Genomic DNA, 19,629 nt, shown 5'->3' with positions numbered 1-19,629 from the left:
TGTCAACATGTCAAATATAATAAAAAACATTTACACAAAACAAGAAATTCTCTTTTTTTATTTTTCAGCTTGTCCTGCTATTAACCAGTCTATTGCGCTCTAATCCTATTATAAACCATATTTCGTTAGGCGATGAAAAAAATAGCCGCTAACACGAAGTGATAACGGCAATGTAATCTACATATATTTTTGCCAATAACAAGAAAAGAAAAACCTTTTCCTACATTTATATCATAAAATGATGAATGACTCAACAAATGAAAACGCTGTTATATTAGTTATTACGTTTTGCAATCAAATCGCAAATAGATAGTAAATATTCGTCTTGTAATTGCAAGGAACCGATAGCATCTTTTGCTTTTGCAATCGTCTCTTCTAAAATATCCTTTGCTCTATCTACAGTAAATAACGTCGTATAGGTGCTCTTTTCGTTGGAAACATCACTACCAATCGGTTTTCCAATCTCTTCTTCGGTTCCTTCCACATCTAAAATATCATCTCGAATTTGGAAAGCTAGGCCGATATATTTTGCAAACGCAAGCAACTTTTCTTCCTGTTCTTCTGTGGCATCAGAAAGTATCGATCCGGCAAGTACAGCGAATTCAAGTAGTTTTCCAGTCTTATGCTTATGAATATACTCCAACTCATCAATCGTAAGCTGTTTCCCTTCCGCTTCCATATCTGCCACTTGTCCGCCAACCATTCCTTCTGGTCCTGCTGCTTTTGCAAGCTCAAGTACAAGTCTTACTTTTTTCTCAGCAGAGATTTCCTTTTGCTCATATGCCATAATAACTTGAAAAGCATATGTCAACAAACCATCACCCGCTAAAACCGCCATCGCTTCACCAAATACTTTATGATTTGTGGGCTTTCCTCTTCTTAAATCATCATCATCCATACAAGGTAAATCATCATGAACTAACGAGTATGTATGTATCATTTCAAGAGCACAAGCTGCACCTACTCCAACATTTCTTTCTTTCCCAAACGCTTGTAATGTTGCAAATAAAAGTAACGGGCGGAGACGCTTTCCACCCGCTTCCAAAGAATATGCCATCGCTTCACGAAGTACATTTGGACATTGTAATTCATTTGCATAGCTTACAAGCTTCTCTTCTACGAAAGTTTTACTCTCTTTCAAAAAAGTATCAAAAGCAATTGTCACTATGCTTCATCTCCTAAAGCAGTAAACGGTTCAAGCTCTCCATCTTCCCCAAGAATAACTGCCATTTGTTCTTGTACGTTCTTCAACTTCTCGTCACAAAGCTTAGATAATTCCATACCCTCTTTAAAATAAGAGATTGCTTCTTCTAAAGGTACGTCACCTTGCTCTAGCTTAGAAACGAGATGCTCAAGTTGCGAAATTGCCTCTTCAAAGCTTAATTTATTTTCCATTATTCAATTCACGCTCCTCTATTCCTGATACGCTACAATCTAGTATTCCATCTTGTAATTGAACTGAAACAGCATCTCCAAGGCTGACATCTTTCACACTTTTTAACACTTGCTTCTCTTCATCATATACAAGCCCGTACCCTCTCATCATTACTTTAAGCGGGCTTAACGCTTCCAGTTTTTGAGCAGCTCTTACAAAGGCAAATTCTTTCGTTTGAAGTAACGTTTGCATTTCACGTTGCAATTGCTTTTGCAACGTTTCAACTGCTACCTTCGTTTGCATAATTTTTTGAGATGGGTGGTGCTTCTCTAGATAAAATGAAAGTTGTTTTAACTGATTTACCTTTTTATCAATATAACGCTCTTTCGCTAAAACAAGCTGTTCTAACGCTCTATCCAACTGCTCTTCTTTTTGCTCATATACTTGTCTTGGATAACGGAACGCATAAGATTTTTGCAATACTTGTAGTTTTTCTTCTTTTTTATGTACTAACTCTCTCATTGCCCTTTGCAATCTTAGAGTTCTTTGTAATACCTTTTCTTGTAATTCAATAATATTAGGCGCTGCCAGCTCAGCCGCTGCAGTTGGTGTTGGTGCTCTTAAATCGGCAACAAAATCCGCAATTGTAAAGTCCGTTTCATGGCCTACTGCTGAAATAATAGGGATTTCACTCTTGAAAATGGCCCTTGCAACCATTTCTTCATTAAACGCCCATAATTCCTCAATCGAGCCTCCACCACGCCCAACGATTAGAACATCTATCTCTTCCATTTCATTGGCTGTACGAATTGCTTGTACAATCGAGGGAGCTGCTGACTCCCCCTGTACAAGTACTGGAAACACAATAACATTTCCAATTGGATAACGACGTTTAATCGTTGTTATAATATCACGAATCGCTGCGCCTGTTGGTGACGTAATCACACCTATTGTTTTTGCATAAGGAGGGATTGTTTTTTTATAAACTCGAGAAAATAATCCTTCTTCCTCTAGACGAACCTTTAATTGTTCGTAAGCTAAATGCAGGTTTCCGATTCCGTCAGGCTGCATGTCTTGAATATAAATTTGATAAGAACCACTCGCCTCGTAAACAGAGATTTTCCCTTTCACAAGCACCTTCATCCCATTTTCAGGTCTGAATTTAATATTACGATTATGACCCGCAAACATAACCGCTGCGATTCTTGCATTTTCATCTTTCAATGTAAAATACATGTGGCCACGGCTATGATTTTTAAAGTTGGAAATTTCACCTTTTAACCAAACAGACTGTAAATGCGGATCATATTCTATTTTTGTTTTTATATAGCGTGTTAACGCTGTAACGGTTAAATATTGTTTCTCCATTTCTCTCTCCTCATAGCCGACTCAAATTATTTACAAACGACACCTGCACGTTTAGCCGATTCAACAGTATTATGAAGAAGCATTGTGATCGTCATTGGACCAACACCCTTTGGCACAGGTGTAATGTAACCCGCAACATCTAACACATTGTCAAAGTCAACATCACCACAAAGTTTGCCTGTTTCTAAACGGTTTACACCAACGTCGATTACAACCGCTCCTTCTTTCATATAACCAGCTGTTATCATCTTAGGTCGTCCAACAGCGACGATTAAAATATCAGCTAACTTCGTTAACTCTTTCATATTTTGCGTCTTAGAATGACAATATGTGACAGTTGCATTTTCATTTAAGAACAATTGTCCCACTGGCTTGCCGACAATGTTACTTCTTCCAATTACTACAACATGTTTTCCCGAGATATCAAGATTTGTTTCTTTTACTAATTCTACAATACCGTGCGGTGTACATGGAAGGAATGTATCTTGTCCCGTCATCATACGTCCCACGCTGATTGGGTGAAATCCATCTACATCTTTTTCTGGTGAAATTCTTTCAATGATAGCTTTTTCTTCAATATGTTTTGGTAAAGGTAATTGCACTAATATGCCATTTATACGGTCATCGCCATTTAAGCGATCGATTTCAGCAAGCAAACGCTCCTCCGTAATTGTTTCAGGAAGTTCAATTAACTCTGAATAGATTCCTACTTGTTCACAGCCCTTCTCTTTCCCTTTTACATAAGAACGAGATGCTGGATCTTCTCCAACTAAAATAACTGCTAATCCTGGTACAATCCCTTGCTCTTTTAACTTCACAACTTCTTCTGTTAATTGTGCTCGTTTTTTCTCCGCAACTTCATTTCCTTTGATGATTACTGCTACCATTTTAAGATTCCCCCTTAAAGAAATTACAGTGTATCTTTTATATTAGATAAAACGCCGTTAATAAAACGACGAGATTCCTCATCCCCAAATGTTTTGGCAATTTCAATTGCTTCATTAATTGTTACGTTGTGTGGAATTTCTTCCATGTATTTCATTTCATACACAGCTAAACGTAAAATACTGCGATCAACAATACTAATACGCTCAAGCTTCCATTTTTTTAAGTTTTGACGAATTGCTTCGTCAATTACTTCTTTATTTTCTACAAAACCTACTACAAGTGATTCTAGAAACTCATTTGTTTCTTCACCTTCATCTAGCGTGTTTTCCACCGCTACTTTCGGTTCTAATTCACCTGTAATATCCATTTGATATAATGCTTGCATAGCTCTTTCTCTAGCCGTCCTACGTTTCATTGTAACTCTCCTTTATGCTTCAAGTCTTTCCTTATACTTTGTTATATTATTATAATTTATAAGCCGTCAATTCACTTACTCTTACAGTTTTCATTGATTTTCCAACCTTATAATACAATGATAATAACACAATTTATCGTTTCACACACGGGTTACAAGGCTGAAAAATAATAAAAAGATTAACTTCAAGTTCCATATCTTATCACAATGTACGTTTTTTGGTAAAACGAAACATTTTCTTTTTAATTTCTTATTTTTTGAAATAGTATAATAATTAGAGGGTTTTAATTTGTGAAGAAATGAAACGATAAAAAAGATGCCTATGTTACTAGGCACCTTTTTCATTCTTACACTGGTTCGATTTCTGTTTTTTGTGTTTCGAATGTTACGCCAACGATGTGAACATTCACTTCTTTTGGCTCAAGCCCTGTCATTGTAAAGAGTGCTTGGCGAATGTTGTCTTGAATCTTTTGTGCAACAACTGGAATTGCTACGCCAAAATACATTACCACATAAAGGTCAACGATAATATCTTCGTTTGCTAATTCAACCTTTACACCTTTACCATGATTTTTCTTACCTAACTTCTCAACAACATCTGTAGCAAAATTACCACGCATTGCCGCTACGCCTTCTACCTCAGCAGCCGCAATACCTGCGATTACTTCAATTACTTCTGGTGCAATTTCTACTTTACCAAGAGTTGTATCTTGACCCATATCTAACATATGTTCAGCCATGAAAAAAAACCTCCTTTAATGTATCACTGCGTCACAAGTTCATGCTCTTCCAAAAACTTCGTATTAAACTCACCTTTTACAAAATCAGGATGATCTAACAATTGCAAATGGAACGGGATTGTTGTATGTACGCCTTCAACGACAAACTCACTGAGTGCACGCTTCATTTTTGCAATTGCCTCTTCACGTGTTTTTCCGTGAACAATTAATTTAGCAACCATCGAATCATAGAAAGGTGGGATTGAATATCCCGGATATACAGCTGAATCGACGCGAATACCAAATCCGCCTGGTGGCAAGTACATTTCTACTTTACCTGGAGATGGCATAAATTTTTTGGCAGGGTTTTCCGCATTAATTCGGCATTCAATTGCCCAACCACTAAATTGTACTTCTTCTTGCTGTAACGATAACTTTTCTCCAGAAGCAACAAGAATTTGTTCTTTAATTAAGTCCACCCCTGTTACCATTTCAGTAACTGGATGTTCCACTTGAATTCTCGTATTCATCTCCATGAAATAAAAGCTTTTCGTTTTATATTCATAAATAAACTCAACCGTACCAGCACCTGTATAATCAACCGCAACCGCCGCTTTTACTGCTGCCTCACCCATCTGCTTGCGAACATTTTCATCAAGTGCAGGTGATGGGCTTTCTTCCAGTAGTTTTTGCAAACGGCGCTGAATTGTACAATCACGCTCTCCTAAATGAATGGCATTTCCGTGTGTATCTGCCATTATTTGAATCTCAACATGGCGGAAATCTTCAACGTACTTCTCTAAGTATACACCAGGGTTCCCAAAAGCGGTACTAGCTTCTTGCTGTGTGATTTGAATTCCCTTTACAAGCTCTTCCTCATGGCGCGCAACACGAATACCTTTTCCGCCGCCACCTGCAGTCGCTTTAATAATAACTGGATATCCAATTTGATTAGCAAGTTCGATCGCTTCTTCGGTATTTTTAATAATCCCTTGTGAACCTGGTACAATCGGAACCCCTGCTTCTTTCATTGTATCACGAGCAACGTCTTTTGTGCCCATCTTTGAAATAGCTTCTGGACTTGGACCGATAAAAATCAAGTTACATTCACGACATAACTCTGCGAAATCTGCATTCTCTGCTAAGAATCCGTATCCCGGATGAATAGCATCGCAACCTGTTAACTTCGCAACGCTAATAATATTCGTCAAATTTAAATAGCTTTCTTTCGAAATCGTTGGCCCTACACAATACGCCTCATCTGCAATTTGTACGTGAAGTGACTCTTTATCTGCTTCTGAATAAATTGCGACTGTTTCAATATCCATTTCTTTACAAGCACGAATAATTCGTACAGCAATTTCCCCACGATTGGCTATTAATACTTTTTTTATCATCACAAAGACTCCCTTATTACGCTTTTACAAGAAATAGCGGTTGTCCATACTCAACAAGCTGTCCGTTATTAACAAGAATCTCAACAATTTCGCCCTCTACATCAGCGTCAATTTCGTTAAATAACTTCATAGCCTCAACGATACATACGATAGAATCTTTCGATACTCTATCGCCAACACTTACATATGCAGGTGTGTCAGGCGAAGAAGAAGAATAGAATGTACCTACCATCGGTGATGTAATTTTATGTAGGTTTTCATTTTGAACAGCTTGTTTCTCTTCTTGTTTTGGTACTTCCACTTGTGCTGCCGCTACTGTTGTTTCAACTTCAACAGGTGCTACTGATTGTGCCACTTGTTTTGCTACAGGTGCTTGCACCGCAACAACTTCATTACCACGCTTTTTCATTTTGATTGTCGTACCATCTTTTTTGTATTCAAATTCATCAATATTAGAGCTATCAATTAATTTAATTAATTCACGAACTTCTTGAATTTTAAACATGTAAAATCCACTCCCATACTCTTGTTTGTCCCGTTTTTACAGATTCTCGTCACTGAAACTAGATTGACTGTAAAAATACGATGTACTCTATTAGATATTTCATTTACTAATAGAAATAGTTACTATTTCCATCTTACGATAAATTTTTTAAAGATTCCAATTTATATTTCTTTATAATAAATCGAAACTCCTGTAAAAATATTATTCCAATAAAAAAATTATTACCTAGTAATAATACCAAGTTTCACACAAAATTGGCAAGACCACTTCCTAAAAAACATTCCTTACTTTTTCAAAATGCTACAAAACAAATATATTATTACCGCTCTACTCTTCACCTTATCTATAGTCAATAACATATTTTTACCAAATATTATTTTTTAGTTTACACGTCGTTCATCATTCCTTCATATAAGAATAGTATGTTCAAAGTGTAGAAAATATATCGTATCGAGGTGTGGACATATGATATGGCTCATTCTCTTCTTACCTGCCGTGATAGTCTGGGCATTCGTTCTCTTCATCCACTTCAAATCAGGAAAAAGTAATCATCGTTACCATGAACCGCTAATCTTTTACTCACAGCGTATTTCTCCGTTCCGAGTTGAACATAGTAAAAACAACTACAAAGACGAAACAGAAAAAAGCTATCGAAAATGATAGCTTTTTCTACTATTATTTTCATCCCTCTATTTGCCGAGCAAAACTCAGAGAAAGCAAAGAAGTTAGGTTGGGGCGGGCTGCCCATTAAAACCCCATTAGTGAGGGCTGATTAAAGTTTCGCTTTATCTAACTATTTTCAAACAATTCGATGCGTAAAAACTAATAATCCGCGGAGGTTTCCCCGCGGATTATTAGTTTTTATTTTGTTGGTGGATCAAATTTTACACCTACATCTTTTGATCCACCTTCACTTCTTACAAGTTGGATAATTTTATTCGCTTCTTTTTGTGAATGTTTTGCTGCTTTTACAGTTACTTTAATATCAGTTCCATCAGCTCTTACAAGGGCATCTTGATATCCACCTTGAGATTTAATTACTGTCTCAAGTAGTTCTTGCTTCGTTTCCATTGTCGTAATGGCATCAAAATTATCTTTCGCTTTACTCTTTTCTGTCGCTGAAGATTTTGCTGAATTCATCACTTCTTGTAATCTTGCTTTTTGTTCACTTCGCTGATCTTCCATTTGCATACGTAACGCTGTGAAATTTTCATCACTTGATTGAACTGTTACATTCGCTTCTTTTTTGCTTGTTTCTTTGTTTGCACTCTCTTTTTTGTTTGTTTCTTTGTTTGTTTCTTTATTTGATGTTTCCTTGTTTGTATTCTCTTTTTTCGGCGTTTCTTTAGGTGCTTCATTTGTTACAGCTTTATCAGTACCTTGTTTTTCTTGTCCAATCTTTTCACCTGTTGTCGGCGATGCTGTATTCATCTTATCAGGAGTTGTTACGTAATAAACAGATAGTACAACAACTAAACTTAACATCGTTAATAACCAAACCGTTTGTTTTTTTAACACTTTATTTCCTCCCTATCAATTTTTCGGTGATACTGAAACGCGATGGGCTGGTACATCTAGCAGCCGTATGACAGCTTCTTTTACCATCGCTTTAACTTGTATATTATCCACTCCCTTTGCTACGACAAGAACACCTCGCACTTTCGGTTTCTCTGTTCGTAAAACAACGGGAGTTTCTTTATCCCCTTCACGTATAATGACTGTCTTTTCATCAAGAGACTCGTCTTCTACTTCCCTTTTGCCGCCTGTTTTATCTGTTTCACCTGTTGTTTGTGAACGTTTCACTGTATTTTTTTCTAATATTTTTTCCTCTGATGAATCTAAATTCACATTAATCGTTACATCTTTTACTCCTGCTATTTCTTCTAAGGCTGCTTTTAATTCTTGTTCATACGCTTTTTCATATTTTTCTACATTTGACATATTATCATTATTTTTTTGTCCAAAAGTTGGTACGTCTTTTTCTTGATTTTGAGTTTTTTGTTCTTTAAATACAGGCACTTCTTCTTTTTTACTTGAAAATAAACTACTAGAAAACATAAGCAACATTCCAAGTATGAGTAGGACAAGTAAAAACTTAGGTGTTACCTTTTTCCCTTTCTCATTACTCTCTTTTTCATCCCCATTCAATAAGTTTCGAAAAAATGAGAACTTCGAATTTTTATCTTTATTGTCCATTTACTCTACCTGTCCTCCCTTCCATTTGAACTTGGATTTGTTTATTCTCTAGTTGCCACCTGCTTGAAAAGAAGTCTTTCATTTCTACATTCGTTTCCTCTACTTTTTTCGGTGGTTCTTTCGCGTTAATTTCAACTGGTTTTACTGTTTCGATTGCATCATTTTTACTACGCTCTTTTTCTTTCAACGTCACAACAACAGATTGAATATCTTTCGCTGACTTTACTTCCGCTGTGCTTTCCGCTGCGACTATTTGTATTTCAGAGACTGACATACCATACTGTTTCTCAAACTCTTTTCCTACTTCTTTTTTCATTTTGGTAGCCATCTCTTCTAAACTATATGCACGTGTTAGAGCTTGTATTTCTTTTTTCTTCGAATCTATTGAATTTTTTACAGATCCTTCTGCTACGTACTTCTCTTCATTAAAATTTGCAATTACTTCATTTACATCTGTTTGCAATAGTTTAAAAAGAGGCGTTAAAATTAAAACAACTAATAATAGACTTACAACGAATTTAACGTACTTTTGCAAATTAGAATTTGGAAGAATAAGATGAAGCATTGTCGCTAAGAGTAAAAAAACGATAATATTTCGAATCCACTCTGTAACAAATTGCATACCCTTCACCTCCTACCGCATCATAAGTGTAATGTTCCCCGCAGCAATAATAATTGTGATACTTAAAAAGAACATAAACGATACAATAGCTAAGCAAGCAAATACATAAATGATGCTCCGTCCAATGATATCTAAACATTGAATAATTGCTCCGCCGCCAACTGGTTGCAATACTGCTGCTGCGAACTTATAAATAAATGCGATACAAAAAATTTGAATCGCTGGAAAAGCGACAATTAAGCATAGAATGACGAGCCCGATAATTCCGACTGTGTTTTTTAATAATCCCGACGCACTTATGACAGTATCCGCTGCCTCAGTAAACATCCTTCCTACTACGGGAATAAAGTTCCCTGTTACAAATTTAGCTGTTTTTACAGCGATCCCATCAGCAACAGCTGTCGCTGTTCCTTGTACAGATAATACCCCTAAAAAAATCGTTAAAAAGATACCGATAATCCCGACACTAACATTTTGCAAAAGCTTGGACAATTTCGTAACTTTATATTGATCGCTCATCGTACTTACAATGCTTAATATCGTTGCAAGTAATAAAAGTGGTAGAACGATATAATTCATCAAAAGCCCACTCGTATTCATTAAGAAGATGATAATCGGATGAAAAAACGATACAGATACAACACCACCGCCTGTCGCTATGAGTGCAAGCAAGATAGGCAATAACGCTAATATGAAATCTACCATTGTTTGAATCGTTTCTCTTGCATATGTCATGACGACATAAAAGCTATTTAAAGCGAAAATAATCAGTACCATATATACAACTGCATCGGCAATTTTGCTTACGCTACTCTTTGAAAATGCAGATTGCAGTGATTGCAACAATGCACTAAAAATTGTGAGCATAATGAGTGTTCCAAGTAGCTTCCCATTTGCAACAAGTTCATGAAATAAATACTTTAATAAACCTAACATCCACTCTTTTACAGAAATTTCTTTTTCTCCCTTTACAAACTCCATAAAGCTACCTTTTTGACTCTCTGGTAAGTAACCTCCATATTTTGTAACAAGCCCGTCCCAAAATTGCTTCACATCTTCAATTCCGAGCTTATCCAATTGTTGATCAACGACGTTTGTTTCTACAGGAGAAGCTTGTACAACAACCGGTAAAGAAAAGAAAAGGAAGCAAGCAAATAGCAGCTTAGCTCCAAAGCCCCTCAACATTCACTCCCCCTTATCCCGTCGGTAAAAATCCGAGAATAGTTTCAATTACAACCGTCAAAATAGGAATCGCCATAACGAGAATTAAAATCTTTCCAGCTAATTCAATTTTCGAAGCAATTGCACCTTGTCCGGCATCCTTTGTAATTTGTGCTCCAAACTCAGCAATATAAGCAATTCCAATAATTTTTAGCAATGTTTCTACATATACGTTGCTAACTTTCGCTTCACTCGCTACTCTCTCAATCATTTGTAAAATAGCGTGAATTTGATCAATTAAAATAAGAAACATCACACTACCTACGAACACAATAAATAATGACGTAATACTAGATTTATGCTGATTTAATACAGCTGCTAAAAACGTAGCAACGAGGCCTAATCCGACAATTTGTATAATTTCGATTCGAACCGCCCCCTTTTACTGGAAGAGAAAGACACTTTTAATCTTGTCGAATAACGTATTAATTAAAAACGCGACGTGAAATAAAATAACGACAAAACCGACGAGGATAACCCAATTCGCAATATCCTCACGCTTTAATTCTTTTAGTACGGTATGAATGAAAGCTAAAACTATGCCGATTCCGGCGATTTGAAATATTAATCCAACATCAATGGACATCGCCTTTCTCCCTCCTATAGCAGTAAAATTACGATAAGTAGCCCCGCTAGTACCCCTAAGCTCTTAATCATTTTTTCATATTGTAGTTGTAACGCTTTCGCTTCTTCTTCTTCTCTCTCTAAATGTGTAATACATAAGCGAATATGTTTTTGCTGTGATTCACGATCATGTTGTCCAAGCGTTTCACCAAATTGTTGCAAAATTTCATACTCAGTTTGTTGAAATGCTGTTAGCTTCCAATTTTCTTTCAAACTATCTATCCAAGCTTCTCTTACTGTTTGGTCCCCGCTTTCTAGCCTTCTAGCGAAACTTTGAAATATCCAATTTAACGGCTTCGGCATTTGTTTCACTAATCGCTCAGCAGCTTCAGACAATGGTGTATGCCCATACATAATTTCTGCCTCTAATGATTGCAGTGCCGCTTTTAATAATCTAAGTTGCCTCGGTCTCTCACTGTATCTTTTGGCGTATGAAAACCCGAAAAAGGTGCTGACCGCAACGATTAACACTGCACCAAATATTTTCACCATACGCCCTCAGCCTTTCTATGAGGTAATACCGGTTTTCCATATTTATCTTTCACTTGCATAACTGTTCCTGGCCCTCTTGCTTTTGATAGTTCCACAAACCTATCAAATATACCGAGCTCCAGCACCGCCTTTAATGATGGGCGTTTCACAACATCATCATAAGAAAATCCATGTGCACTTATAAAAAGCTGCACCCCTGCATGCACCGCTTCCATAATTGCTTCACTATCTTCTTTACGTCCGATTTCATCTACAATCAAAATATCTGGACTCATAGAACGGATCATCATCATCATTCCTTCAGCTTTTGGACATGCATCTAACACATCTACTCGTGTGCCAAAGTCATATTGCGGGATGCCTTTCACACAGCCAGCAATTTCTGACCGTTCATCAACAATACCCACTTTACAAGAAGGGATTGTTGATGCACTTACACCTTGACTCATACAACGTGCTACATCTCTTAAAAGTGTTGTTTTCCCCGTTTGCGGCGGGCCAATTACCATCGTGTTTAACCATCGTGATTCATACAAATACGGTAAAAGTGGTTCAGCAATTCCTATTTTTTGACGAGCAATACGAATATTAAAAGAAGAGACATCTCGAATCATTTTCACTGTGCTTTTTTCTGTAATGACTTTTCCTGCTAAGCCAATTCTATGCCCACCTCGAAGTGTTACATACCCACGCTTTAATTCTTCTTCCATCGTATAAATTGAGAATTGACTTAACTTATTCAATAAGTAAATAGCATCATCTGCTGTAACGACATAGTCATAAAAAAATACTTCACCATGAGCAATACACTCTAGCGGTCTTCCAATTCGAACACGGATTTCCTCTAGAGCATCGTACTGCTTACAACTTTCTACTAACTGCTTCATCGTTTTCGGTAAAACTTCTAATACTTCTTTCATCAGCTTCGCCCCACTATACTCGACTTACTTATTTCAACAACGCGATAAAAATGCAGCCAATTCCAAGAGCTAGAAAAAAGAGTTTCAAGAAAGAAATCTCACTTGCCACACTCGCTATGCCTATTGTCATTGTTAAAATTAATACGGTCGGTCCAACAAACGCCAACATACCATTTATAAACAATGCCTTCTTCGCATCATTCACATAGAGCATAAGCAAAGCGGCGAATATTTCCGCGCTACCTGAAAACAACCGAAGCAAACCCATTACAAGCACAGATGTTTCCATTGCCGCTAGCCACTGTTTCATTCTCCCACCTTCTCCCATAACGGTTACTAGTGCGTATGCTAAAAAAGAATATATTTGTACAACCATATGCAGAGGTTGTCTATTTCAGAATTAAAAACATAATTTTTATCTATCACCCGCGAATAATTTGAATATTCTCATTCTTCATGGTATTTTATGGTATATTTATTGAAAAGGAGGAAAAACGATGCGACGAGTTACTTTATTACCACTTGATTTCCGGTATGCAAATGCGATTTTCAAACTATCAAGTGATCCACATGTAAAAAACGCATTAGGAATACAAGTAGAAAGAATTGAAGACACGAAAGCATTTCTTCTTTTCGCCATAGAAGAAGAACGCCAAAAGAAGTCTTTATCAAGAATGGTTGTAAATGAAGATAAGGAAATAATCGGCCTCACCACGCTTAAACATATTAATTACGAAAAGAAGCAATGTCACATTGGCAGTTGGCTTGGCTATCCATACTGGGGAAAAGGATATAATGAGGCTGCTAAAAAAGAAATCTTTAAAATTGCTTTTTTAGATTTACAACTTTCCTACGTATTCACTGGCGCTAAAACGAATAATATCCGCTCGTTAAAAGCACAAGAAAAACTCCCTTATATTTCATTGCATGTGGAAGATACGTTCCCTGATGAACATTCTGCCTTAGAGAATGAAGTAAAATCTCCTTGTGTACTACATGTCGTATCACGTGAGAACTTTCTAAATTGGCTAGACCTACAAAAGGAGGAGGAAAAATATGAAGATATTAAAAATTAGTTTAACTGTCGTAGTAGAATTAGCTCTTATTTATCTTTTTTCATTATTGGTCGATTGGTCATTTATGGAGGCCTTTTTCCTTGGTAGTTTAGCGATATTCGGTGCAATTTGGCTCATTGCTTTAAATATAAACCGTAACGCCAACATTGATCACACTATATATAAAACAGGTACGGTAAAACCTTTTCAAATGACGTGGAGTCCTTACACAATAGGCGCTGCTAGTCTTACGGCTTTCAGTTTTATAATAACCACTATTCATTATCTGCCCTATTTTCTATAAAAAAAGCACTCGTGATAATCACGAGTGCTTTTCTACTATGCACGAGAAACGTATTTACCTTCACCAGTGTTGATGATAAGTGTTTCGCCTTCGTTAATGAAGATTGGTACTTGTACAACAAGGCCAGTTTCTAATGTAGCTGGTTTTGTTACGTTAGAAGCAGTATCACCTTTAATACCTGGCTCTGTTTCTGTAACTTGTAATTCAACTGTGTTTGGAAGTTCAACACCAAGTACTTCGCCTTGGTAAGTCATAATAGATACTTCCATGTTTTCTTTTAGGAATTTAAGCTCGCGCTCGATTTGTTTTTCACCAAGTTCGATTTGCTCATAAGTTCCGTTATCCATAAATACGTGAGCCTCACCGCTTGCGTATAAATATTGCATACGACGGTTTTCGATGTGTGCTTTTTCTACTTTCTCACCTGCACGGAATGTTTTCTCTTGAACAGAACCTGTGCGAAGGTTACGTAGTTTAGAACGAACGAATGCAGCCCCTTTACCTGGCTTTACGTGTTGGAAATCAAGTACTTGCCAAAGGCCATTATCCACTGCAATTGTTAAACCTGTACGAAAATCGTTTACTGAAATCATGTAAAAAAATCCTCCTGTATGTTACAAAATAATAAGTTCTTTTGGTGATTTCGTAATTACTTCATTACCTTCACTTGTTACAATGATATCATCTTCAATACGTACGCCACCAATACCTGGAATATAAATACCTGGTTCTACTGTTACAGCCATACCTGGTTCAAGAACTGTATCAGAACGGAACGCTAAGCCTGGTGCTTCATGGATTTCAAGACCGATTCCATGACCAGTAGAGTGTCCGAAGTATTCACCGTATCCTTTTTCCGTTATGTAATCGCGCGTTAACGCATCCGCTTCACGGCCTGTTAAACCAGCTTTAATACCGTTCACACCACGTAGTTGTGCTTCTAAAACGATATTATAAATTTCTTTCAATTTATCAGATGGTTCACCAACTGCTATCGTACGAGTAATATCAGAGCAATATCCTTTGTAATAAGCGCCGAAGTCTAATGTAACGAAATCTCCTGTTTCTATCACTTTTTCAGATGCCACGCCGTGCGGTAATGCCGAACGAAGACCTGAAGCAACGATAATATCAAACGAAGAAGATGTTGCTCCTTGTTTTCTCATGAAAAATTCAAGTTCATTTGACACTTCAATTTCAGATACTCCCGGGCGAATGAATGATAGAATATGTTCAAAGGCAGCATCTGCAATCTGTGCAGCTTCCTTTAATATCTTAATCTCTGAATCAGTCTTTATCAAGCGTAACTTTTCTACAAGCCCAGAAGTTGGGATAAATTTAGCATCGATTGCTTCTTTATGCGCTGAATAAGAACTATATGTAAGAGTATCTTGCTCAAAGCCAAGCTTTTGAATTCCTAGTTCCTTCACTTGCTTTGCAACTTCATCAATGATTAGTCCTGCATGTTGTACAATCTCGTATCCAACCGCTTGTTTAGTAGCCTGCTCTACATAACGGAAATCTGTAATAAATTGAGCACGTTTTTTCGAAATCAGTACAACACCAGCTGTTCCGGTGAAGTTAGCCATATATCTACGACTATGTTCATTTGTTAACAAAATACCGTCAATACCAGCCTCATCAAATGCACTTCTTAATCTTTCGATTTTCTCCATTACTTTATGCCTCCCTCAATTTCTCCATTAATGCAAATAACGCTAACTTATAGCCATAAAAACCAAATCCAACAATTTGTCCTGCACAAACAGCTGCCGTCACAGATTCATGGCGGAATGACTCACGCTGGTGAATGTTAGAAATATGTACTTCAATAACAGGAATCGAAATGCTCGCAATTGCATCTCGAATCGCATAGCTATAATGTGTAAATGCTCCAGGATTTAAAATGATCCCTTCATATATATCTTCCGCCTCATGAATACGATCGATAATCGCACCTTCATGATTCGATTGGAAACATTCTAATTCCACTCCCATTGTTTCTGCTTCTTGCTTCATATCTGCTTCAAGTGTCGCTAGCGTGCCCTTTCCATATACATTTACCTCTCTGACCCCAAGGCGATTTAGGTTAGGACCGTTTACGAGGAGTACCTTTTTCATATGCTTAAAACTCCTTAATATTAAATGTCTATACAACATTTTAACATAGGAGTTACTTATTTGAATAGTTTGTCTTCTCTTCCCCTTCTCGCTCGGCCTTATTGGTATTTACTGCGTAAGAAACAGAGTAGGCTATAAACACACCATACAATATAAAAATGCATATCGTCGTCACAATTGTTTCTTTCGGTAAATGGAGTGCGCTTTTAATAGCAGGCGCTATTAACCCCATTCCGAAAAATAGTAACGCCCACCAAAATAGACCATAAATCATCCCCGGAAGAATTCCTTCAAACTTTGCCAAAAACGCTTTATACAAAAAGGCAATTAAAATTGAGAGTAGTGCCATACAAACAATTCCTGACACATTGCCCCATACCCCTTCTTTCCAGCTTCCAAAGGCAAATGGTAATAATAAATAGTTCGGTCCCGCTTCCGTAAATGAAAATATATGAAGGAAATACCATATCCCTCCCCAAAAGAGTCCACCAAATAAACCAATTTGTACAAAATTCCTTGTTCCTAATTGTTCTTGACTCACATCGACACCTCCGCTCAATAGTATGCCCGAAACTATTTTGAACCATGTTTAAATACTGCGAAATTTGTCTATAAAAAGAATAAGAAATGTCCGACTCTCGTAACATTTTTCCTTGTCATATACTTGTATTTGTCGATAAAATAAAGGAAACTCGGTGATTGTCTTATTTCAAAACGACAGAACCCAGTATGACAATTGCCTCTTTTTCTACATAAGAGAGAAACAAATACAGGTTGGTGTTAACATGGCAGAAGAGTCAAAACAAATATATGGCGGGCAAGCAGTCATAGAAGGAGTTATGTTTGGCGGTAGAGAATATACTGTTACAGCGGTTCGTCGTAAAGATAAATCGATTGAATTTTATCGATTACCACGCGTTCGTAATAAAGCATTATCTATCCTAAAAAAAATTCCATTTTTACGAGGGATTGCCGCTATTGTGGATGCAAGCGCAAACGGAGCAAAACATTTGAACTTTGCTTCAGAACGATTTGATGTCCACCCAGAAGAAGATGAACAAATTGCAAATAAAAAAGAAGAACAATCGAAGTTAACGATGGTATTAGGAGTTGCAGCAGTTGGCGTTTTATCTTTCATATTCGGTAAAGTCATTTTCACAGCAGTCCCTGCACTACTAGCTGAATTAACGAGACCGATTTTCCCATCTCATACAGGGCAAATCATTGTCGAAAGTGTCATTAAGCTCATGCTATTATTGAGCTATATATACTTTATTTCTTTAACCCCACTTATTAAGCGGGTCTTTCAGTACCACGGTGCGGAGCATAAAGTAATTAATGCCTATGAGAATAATCTTTCACTGACTGTAGAAAATGTGCAAAAACAAACTCGCCTTCATTATCGCTGTGGCAGTAGCTTTATTATATTTACAGTCATTATCGGAATGTTTGTTTATTTCCTTGTCCCTACAGATCCACTGTGGGCCAGAGTCGTAAACCGAATTTTATTAATTCCTGTCGTTCTCGGCATTTCTTTTGAAGTGTTACAATTTACGAATCGCTTACGCGATATTCCAGTATTACGCATACTTGGATATCCCGGATTATGGCTACAACTATTAACAACGAAAGAACCAACAGATGATCAAGTGGAAGTAGCTATTGCATCGTTTGAAGAATTATTACGTTTAGAAAACAAATAATAATTATTTAAAAATGGTGTTCAACTCCTTTCCTCATCGTTAATATACTAATTTTAATATATGTTTTTAGGAGGTGTTCCTTATGAACGGTCGTTCGTTTACTTTCGCTATATTTGTGCTTATTATCGGATTAGCAATATTCGGCCTTGTTTCATCTGTCATTACAAACCCAATGGGAGTGTTAAGAAATATTGGTATCATGTTGGCTGTCGTTGGTATCTTTTATCTACTCTACAAAATGTTTACAAACTCTAGTGGTTCAGCAAATTCGCAAAGCTCATATAAGCGTGCTGCAAAACAATCGAGCCGCAAACATGGGAAACAAAATGTAGCACCCCTAAGCAATTCTTTCTTTAAATCAAACGCTTCTAATGACAAAGGGAAAAAAGGCACTCCTTCCACTTTGAAACGAAAAAGAAAACAATCTCATTTAACTGTCATTGAAGGTAAAAAAAACAAAAAGAAAGACCGTGCTTCCTTTTAGGAAATACGGTCTTTCTTTATATTTTGCAGTACTTCTTTCAAACTTTTATCTTTCATACTTTCAATTCTAAGATGATGATTTTCAAACGGTAATTTCCGTGTCACATCATTAGGCACAACGACGCACTTTAACCCTGCCGCAATCGCTGCTTTCAATCCGTTTAACGAGTCTTCAAATACAACAGCCTCAGACGGATCAATCCCTAAATCTTCTATCGCAATTTGATAAAGTTCTGGATCTGGTTTTACCTTTTCAACATCTTCTCTCGTTTTGATAACTTCAAAATAATCTCGAATTTGTAGCTCTTCCAAAAAAGGAACCACCCATTCTCTAGATGAACTAGAAGCTAACGCAATTTTTAATCCCATTTCTTTCGCTTCTTCTAGGTATTCTTTTACCCCGTCACGAGCTTCTGGTGTTTTCATTTTTTCTTTATGTAAAATTTTCACTTTTTCTTTTAATGCATGCTTGTTAAACTTCTCTTTTAATTGCTCATTTAAATATGCATACAGTACATCATCTGTCGTTCCAATACACTTTGCAAATTCCTCTAAAGGTAAATCTCCACCGTACTCACGAACGGCGTCTCTGAAAGAGTGAAACCATATTGTTTCTGTGTCCACAATTAATCCATCAAAATCAAAAATAATTGCTTTCATAATTCTCCCATCCTTTTCGATTGAAATAAAAAAGGAAACGACATACGTTCCCCTTAATTGCTTTTCTCTTCATTTGCCTTTTGAACACCACGAAGGGTTTCCACTCGAACCTCATCTTGTTCAAAGTATTGCACTAAATCACCAATGCGGTCAATTGCTTCCCAACTTAAATGATGCTCAATTCCTTCTACATCATTGTAAATCTTACTTTCATCCACACCGATAATACGCATAAATTGCTCTAGCAAGTCATGACGATATACGAGACGTTCTCCGATTTTTTTACCTTTTGATGTTAATACAAGCCCTCTATATTTTTCATAAATTAGATATTCATCTTTGTCTAATTTTTGCACCATTTTTGTTACAGAGGATGGATGTACACTAAGCGCTTCAGCAATATCAGATACGCGGGCATAACCCTTTTCATCAATCAACAAATAAATTTGTTCAATATAATCTTCCATACTAGGGGTAGGCATCGGTTTCCTCCATCCAATTTCATTTTGCTCATTCCGTACGAAGCAATCAATAAAATGATACACCAGAAAGAATAACGTG

At 36.8% G+C, this 19,629-nt stretch carries 28 protein-coding genes; 5 read left to right on the top strand and 23 right to left on the bottom strand.

Annotation, left to right across the window (positions count from 1 at the left end; all coding sequences use genetic code 11):
• Positions 1-274 precede the first annotated feature (274 nt).
• From ispA to accB, 8 genes are all read right to left on the bottom strand, one after another.
• The gene (gene ispA / locus COL05_RS01695) at positions 275-1,165 is read right to left on the bottom strand and encodes a (2E,6E)-farnesyl diphosphate synthase (RefSeq protein ID WP_098667344.1); all 891 of its coding nucleotides are present in this window, start codon (positions 1,163-1,165) and stop codon (positions 275-277) included.
• Complete coding sequence (gene xseB, locus COL05_RS01690; RefSeq protein WP_000428423.1) at positions 1,165-1,395, bottom strand: exodeoxyribonuclease VII small subunit; 231 nt, start codon at positions 1,393-1,395, stop codon at positions 1,165-1,167. The genes ispA and xseB overlap by 1 nt, the downstream gene beginning before the upstream one ends.
• A complete protein-coding gene (gene xseA / locus COL05_RS01685) occupies positions 1,385-2,743 on the bottom strand; it encodes an exodeoxyribonuclease VII large subunit (protein WP_098667343.1) in 1,359 nt (452 codons plus the stop codon). The genes xseB and xseA overlap by 11 nt, the downstream gene beginning before the upstream one ends.
• Positions 2,744-2,769: 26 nt before the next feature.
• Positions 2,770-3,630 (bottom strand): bifunctional methylenetetrahydrofolate dehydrogenase/methenyltetrahydrofolate cyclohydrolase FolD, encoded by an 861-nt coding sequence (gene folD, locus COL05_RS01680; RefSeq protein WP_098667342.1) that lies wholly within the window; start codon positions 3,628-3,630, stop codon positions 2,770-2,772.
• Positions 3,631-3,653: 23 nt separating this feature from the next.
• The gene (gene nusB, locus COL05_RS01675; protein WP_098667341.1) at positions 3,654-4,046 is read right to left on the bottom strand and encodes a N utilization substance protein NusB; all 393 of its coding nucleotides are present in this window, start codon (positions 4,044-4,046) and stop codon (positions 3,654-3,656) included.
• Between the two features lie 347 nt (positions 4,047-4,393).
• The gene (locus COL05_RS01670) at positions 4,394-4,786 is read right to left on the bottom strand and encodes an Asp23/Gls24 family envelope stress response protein (protein ID WP_000807630.1); all 393 of its coding nucleotides are present in this window, start codon (positions 4,784-4,786) and stop codon (positions 4,394-4,396) included.
• A gap of 23 nt (positions 4,787-4,809) precedes the next feature.
• Positions 4,810-6,162, bottom strand: a complete 1,353-nt coding sequence (gene accC, locus COL05_RS01665) for an acetyl-CoA carboxylase biotin carboxylase subunit (RefSeq protein WP_098667340.1) — start codon at positions 6,160-6,162, stop codon at positions 4,810-4,812.
• 16 nt (positions 6,163-6,178) lie between these two features.
• A complete protein-coding gene (gene accB / locus COL05_RS01660; RefSeq protein ID WP_098667339.1) occupies positions 6,179-6,667 on the bottom strand; it encodes an acetyl-CoA carboxylase biotin carboxyl carrier protein in 489 nt (162 codons plus the stop codon).
• 465 nt (positions 6,668-7,132) lie between these two features.
• Between accB and COL05_RS01655 the strand changes: the two genes are divergently transcribed.
• Positions 7,133-7,327: a DNA recombination protein RecO gene (locus COL05_RS01655; protein ID WP_098667338.1), complete on the top strand. Its 195-nt coding sequence runs from the start codon at positions 7,133-7,135 to the stop codon at positions 7,325-7,327.
• Between the two features lie 201 nt (positions 7,328-7,528).
• On the opposite strand, the gene COL05_RS01650 is transcribed toward COL05_RS01655, so the two are convergent.
• From COL05_RS01650 to COL05_RS01610, 9 genes are read right to left on the bottom strand one after another with little or no spacing between them, the layout of a single operon-like run.
• The gene (locus COL05_RS01650) at positions 7,529-8,185 is read right to left on the bottom strand and encodes a SpoIIIAH-like family protein (RefSeq protein ID WP_098667337.1); all 657 of its coding nucleotides are present in this window, start codon (positions 8,183-8,185) and stop codon (positions 7,529-7,531) included.
• Positions 8,186-8,200: 15 nt separating this feature from the next.
• Positions 8,201-8,863, bottom strand: a complete 663-nt coding sequence (gene spoIIIAG / locus COL05_RS01645) for a stage III sporulation protein AG (protein ID WP_016718461.1) — start codon at positions 8,861-8,863, stop codon at positions 8,201-8,203.
• Positions 8,853-9,485: a stage III sporulation protein AF gene (spoIIIAF, locus tag COL05_RS01640; protein ID WP_098667336.1), complete on the bottom strand. Its 633-nt coding sequence runs from the start codon at positions 9,483-9,485 to the stop codon at positions 8,853-8,855. The genes spoIIIAG and spoIIIAF overlap by 11 nt, the downstream gene beginning before the upstream one ends.
• Before the next feature lie 12 nt (positions 9,486-9,497).
• A complete protein-coding gene (spoIIIAE, locus tag COL05_RS01635; protein ID WP_098667335.1) occupies positions 9,498-10,670 on the bottom strand; it encodes a stage III sporulation protein AE in 1,173 nt (390 codons plus the stop codon).
• A gap of 10 nt (positions 10,671-10,680) precedes the next feature.
• Entirely contained in the window at positions 10,681-11,064 is a 384-nt protein-coding gene (gene spoIIIAD, locus COL05_RS01630) for a stage III sporulation protein AD (RefSeq protein ID WP_079245909.1), read from the bottom strand.
• Between the two features lie 24 nt (positions 11,065-11,088).
• Positions 11,089-11,292 (bottom strand): stage III sporulation protein AC, encoded by a 204-nt coding sequence (gene spoIIIAC, locus COL05_RS01625; RefSeq protein ID WP_000020914.1) that lies wholly within the window; start codon positions 11,290-11,292, stop codon positions 11,089-11,091.
• Positions 11,293-11,306: 14 nt separating this feature from the next.
• Entirely contained in the window at positions 11,307-11,822 is a 516-nt protein-coding gene (gene spoIIIAB, locus COL05_RS01620; RefSeq protein ID WP_000238694.1) for a stage III sporulation protein SpoIIIAB, read from the bottom strand.
• On the bottom strand, positions 11,816-12,742 hold the full coding sequence (gene spoIIIAA / locus COL05_RS01615) for a stage III sporulation protein AA (RefSeq protein WP_098667334.1): 927 nt from the start codon (positions 12,740-12,742) through the stop codon (positions 11,816-11,818). The genes spoIIIAB and spoIIIAA overlap by 7 nt, the downstream gene beginning before the upstream one ends.
• Before the next feature lie 28 nt (positions 12,743-12,770).
• A complete protein-coding gene (locus COL05_RS01610; RefSeq protein ID WP_000816054.1) occupies positions 12,771-13,052 on the bottom strand; it encodes a YqhV family protein in 282 nt (93 codons plus the stop codon).
• A 187-nt stretch (positions 13,053-13,239) separates the two neighbouring features.
• Here COL05_RS01610 and COL05_RS01605 point away from each other — a divergent pair, with 187 nt between their 5' ends.
• Positions 13,240-13,818 carry a GNAT family N-acetyltransferase gene (locus COL05_RS01605; RefSeq protein ID WP_098667333.1) on the top strand — a complete coding sequence of 193 codons (579 nt, stop codon included), beginning with the start codon at positions 13,240-13,242 and terminating at the stop codon, positions 13,816-13,818.
• Positions 13,799-14,101, top strand: a complete 303-nt coding sequence (locus COL05_RS01600; protein ID WP_098667332.1) for a hypothetical protein — start codon at positions 13,799-13,801, stop codon at positions 14,099-14,101. Before COL05_RS01605 ends, COL05_RS01600 begins: the two co-directional genes overlap by 20 nt.
• Positions 14,102-14,136: 35 nt before the next feature.
• Here COL05_RS01600 and efp read toward each other — a convergent pair whose 3' ends face one another.
• From efp to COL05_RS01580, 4 genes are read right to left on the bottom strand one after another with little or no spacing between them, the layout of a single operon-like run.
• Positions 14,137-14,694, bottom strand: coding sequence for an elongation factor P (gene efp, locus COL05_RS01595; RefSeq protein WP_000626508.1), 558 nt, complete (start codon positions 14,692-14,694; stop codon positions 14,137-14,139).
• A gap of 21 nt (positions 14,695-14,715) precedes the next feature.
• Entirely contained in the window at positions 14,716-15,777 is a 1,062-nt protein-coding gene (gene pepQ, locus COL05_RS01590; protein ID WP_098667331.1) for a Xaa-Pro dipeptidase, read from the bottom strand.
• A 4-nt stretch (positions 15,778-15,781) separates the two neighbouring features.
• The gene (aroQ, locus tag COL05_RS01585) at positions 15,782-16,222 is read right to left on the bottom strand and encodes a type II 3-dehydroquinate dehydratase (protein ID WP_000757087.1); all 441 of its coding nucleotides are present in this window, start codon (positions 16,220-16,222) and stop codon (positions 15,782-15,784) included.
• 52 nt (positions 16,223-16,274) lie between these two features.
• Positions 16,275-16,763, bottom strand: coding sequence for a YqhR family membrane protein (locus COL05_RS01580; RefSeq protein WP_048531086.1), 489 nt, complete (start codon positions 16,761-16,763; stop codon positions 16,275-16,277).
• A gap of 244 nt (positions 16,764-17,007) precedes the next feature.
• On the opposite strand from COL05_RS01580, the gene COL05_RS01575 reads away from it, so the two are divergent.
• Positions 17,008-17,925 carry a DUF1385 domain-containing protein gene (locus tag COL05_RS01575; protein WP_000797111.1) on the top strand — a complete coding sequence of 306 codons (918 nt, stop codon included), beginning with the start codon at positions 17,008-17,010 and terminating at the stop codon, positions 17,923-17,925.
• 82 nt (positions 17,926-18,007) lie between these two features.
• Positions 18,008-18,409 carry an SA1362 family protein gene (locus COL05_RS01570; RefSeq protein WP_001014455.1) on the top strand — a complete coding sequence of 134 codons (402 nt, stop codon included), beginning with the start codon at positions 18,008-18,010 and terminating at the stop codon, positions 18,407-18,409.
• On the opposite strand, the gene COL05_RS01565 is transcribed toward COL05_RS01570, so the two are convergent.
• Together COL05_RS01565 and mntR are read right to left on the bottom strand one after the other, a co-directional pair.
• Positions 18,406-19,068 carry an HAD family hydrolase gene (locus tag COL05_RS01565; RefSeq protein ID WP_142337312.1) on the bottom strand — a complete coding sequence of 221 codons (663 nt, stop codon included), beginning with the start codon at positions 19,066-19,068 and terminating at the stop codon, positions 18,406-18,408. The two genes, COL05_RS01570 and COL05_RS01565, sit on opposite strands and share 4 nt — an antisense overlap.
• A 53-nt stretch (positions 19,069-19,121) precedes the next feature.
• Entirely contained in the window at positions 19,122-19,550 is a 429-nt protein-coding gene (mntR, locus tag COL05_RS01560; protein WP_001143073.1) for a transcriptional regulator MntR, read from the bottom strand.
• Positions 19,551-19,629 lie beyond the last annotated feature (79 nt).

Source organism: Bacillus sp. AFS059628, from assembly GCF_002571225.1.
Lineage (GTDB): Bacteria > Bacillota > Bacilli > Bacillales > Bacillaceae_G > Bacillus_A.
The sequence above is the reverse complement of the archived record's forward strand: the minus strand, read 5'-3'. Positions and strand labels throughout refer to the sequence as shown.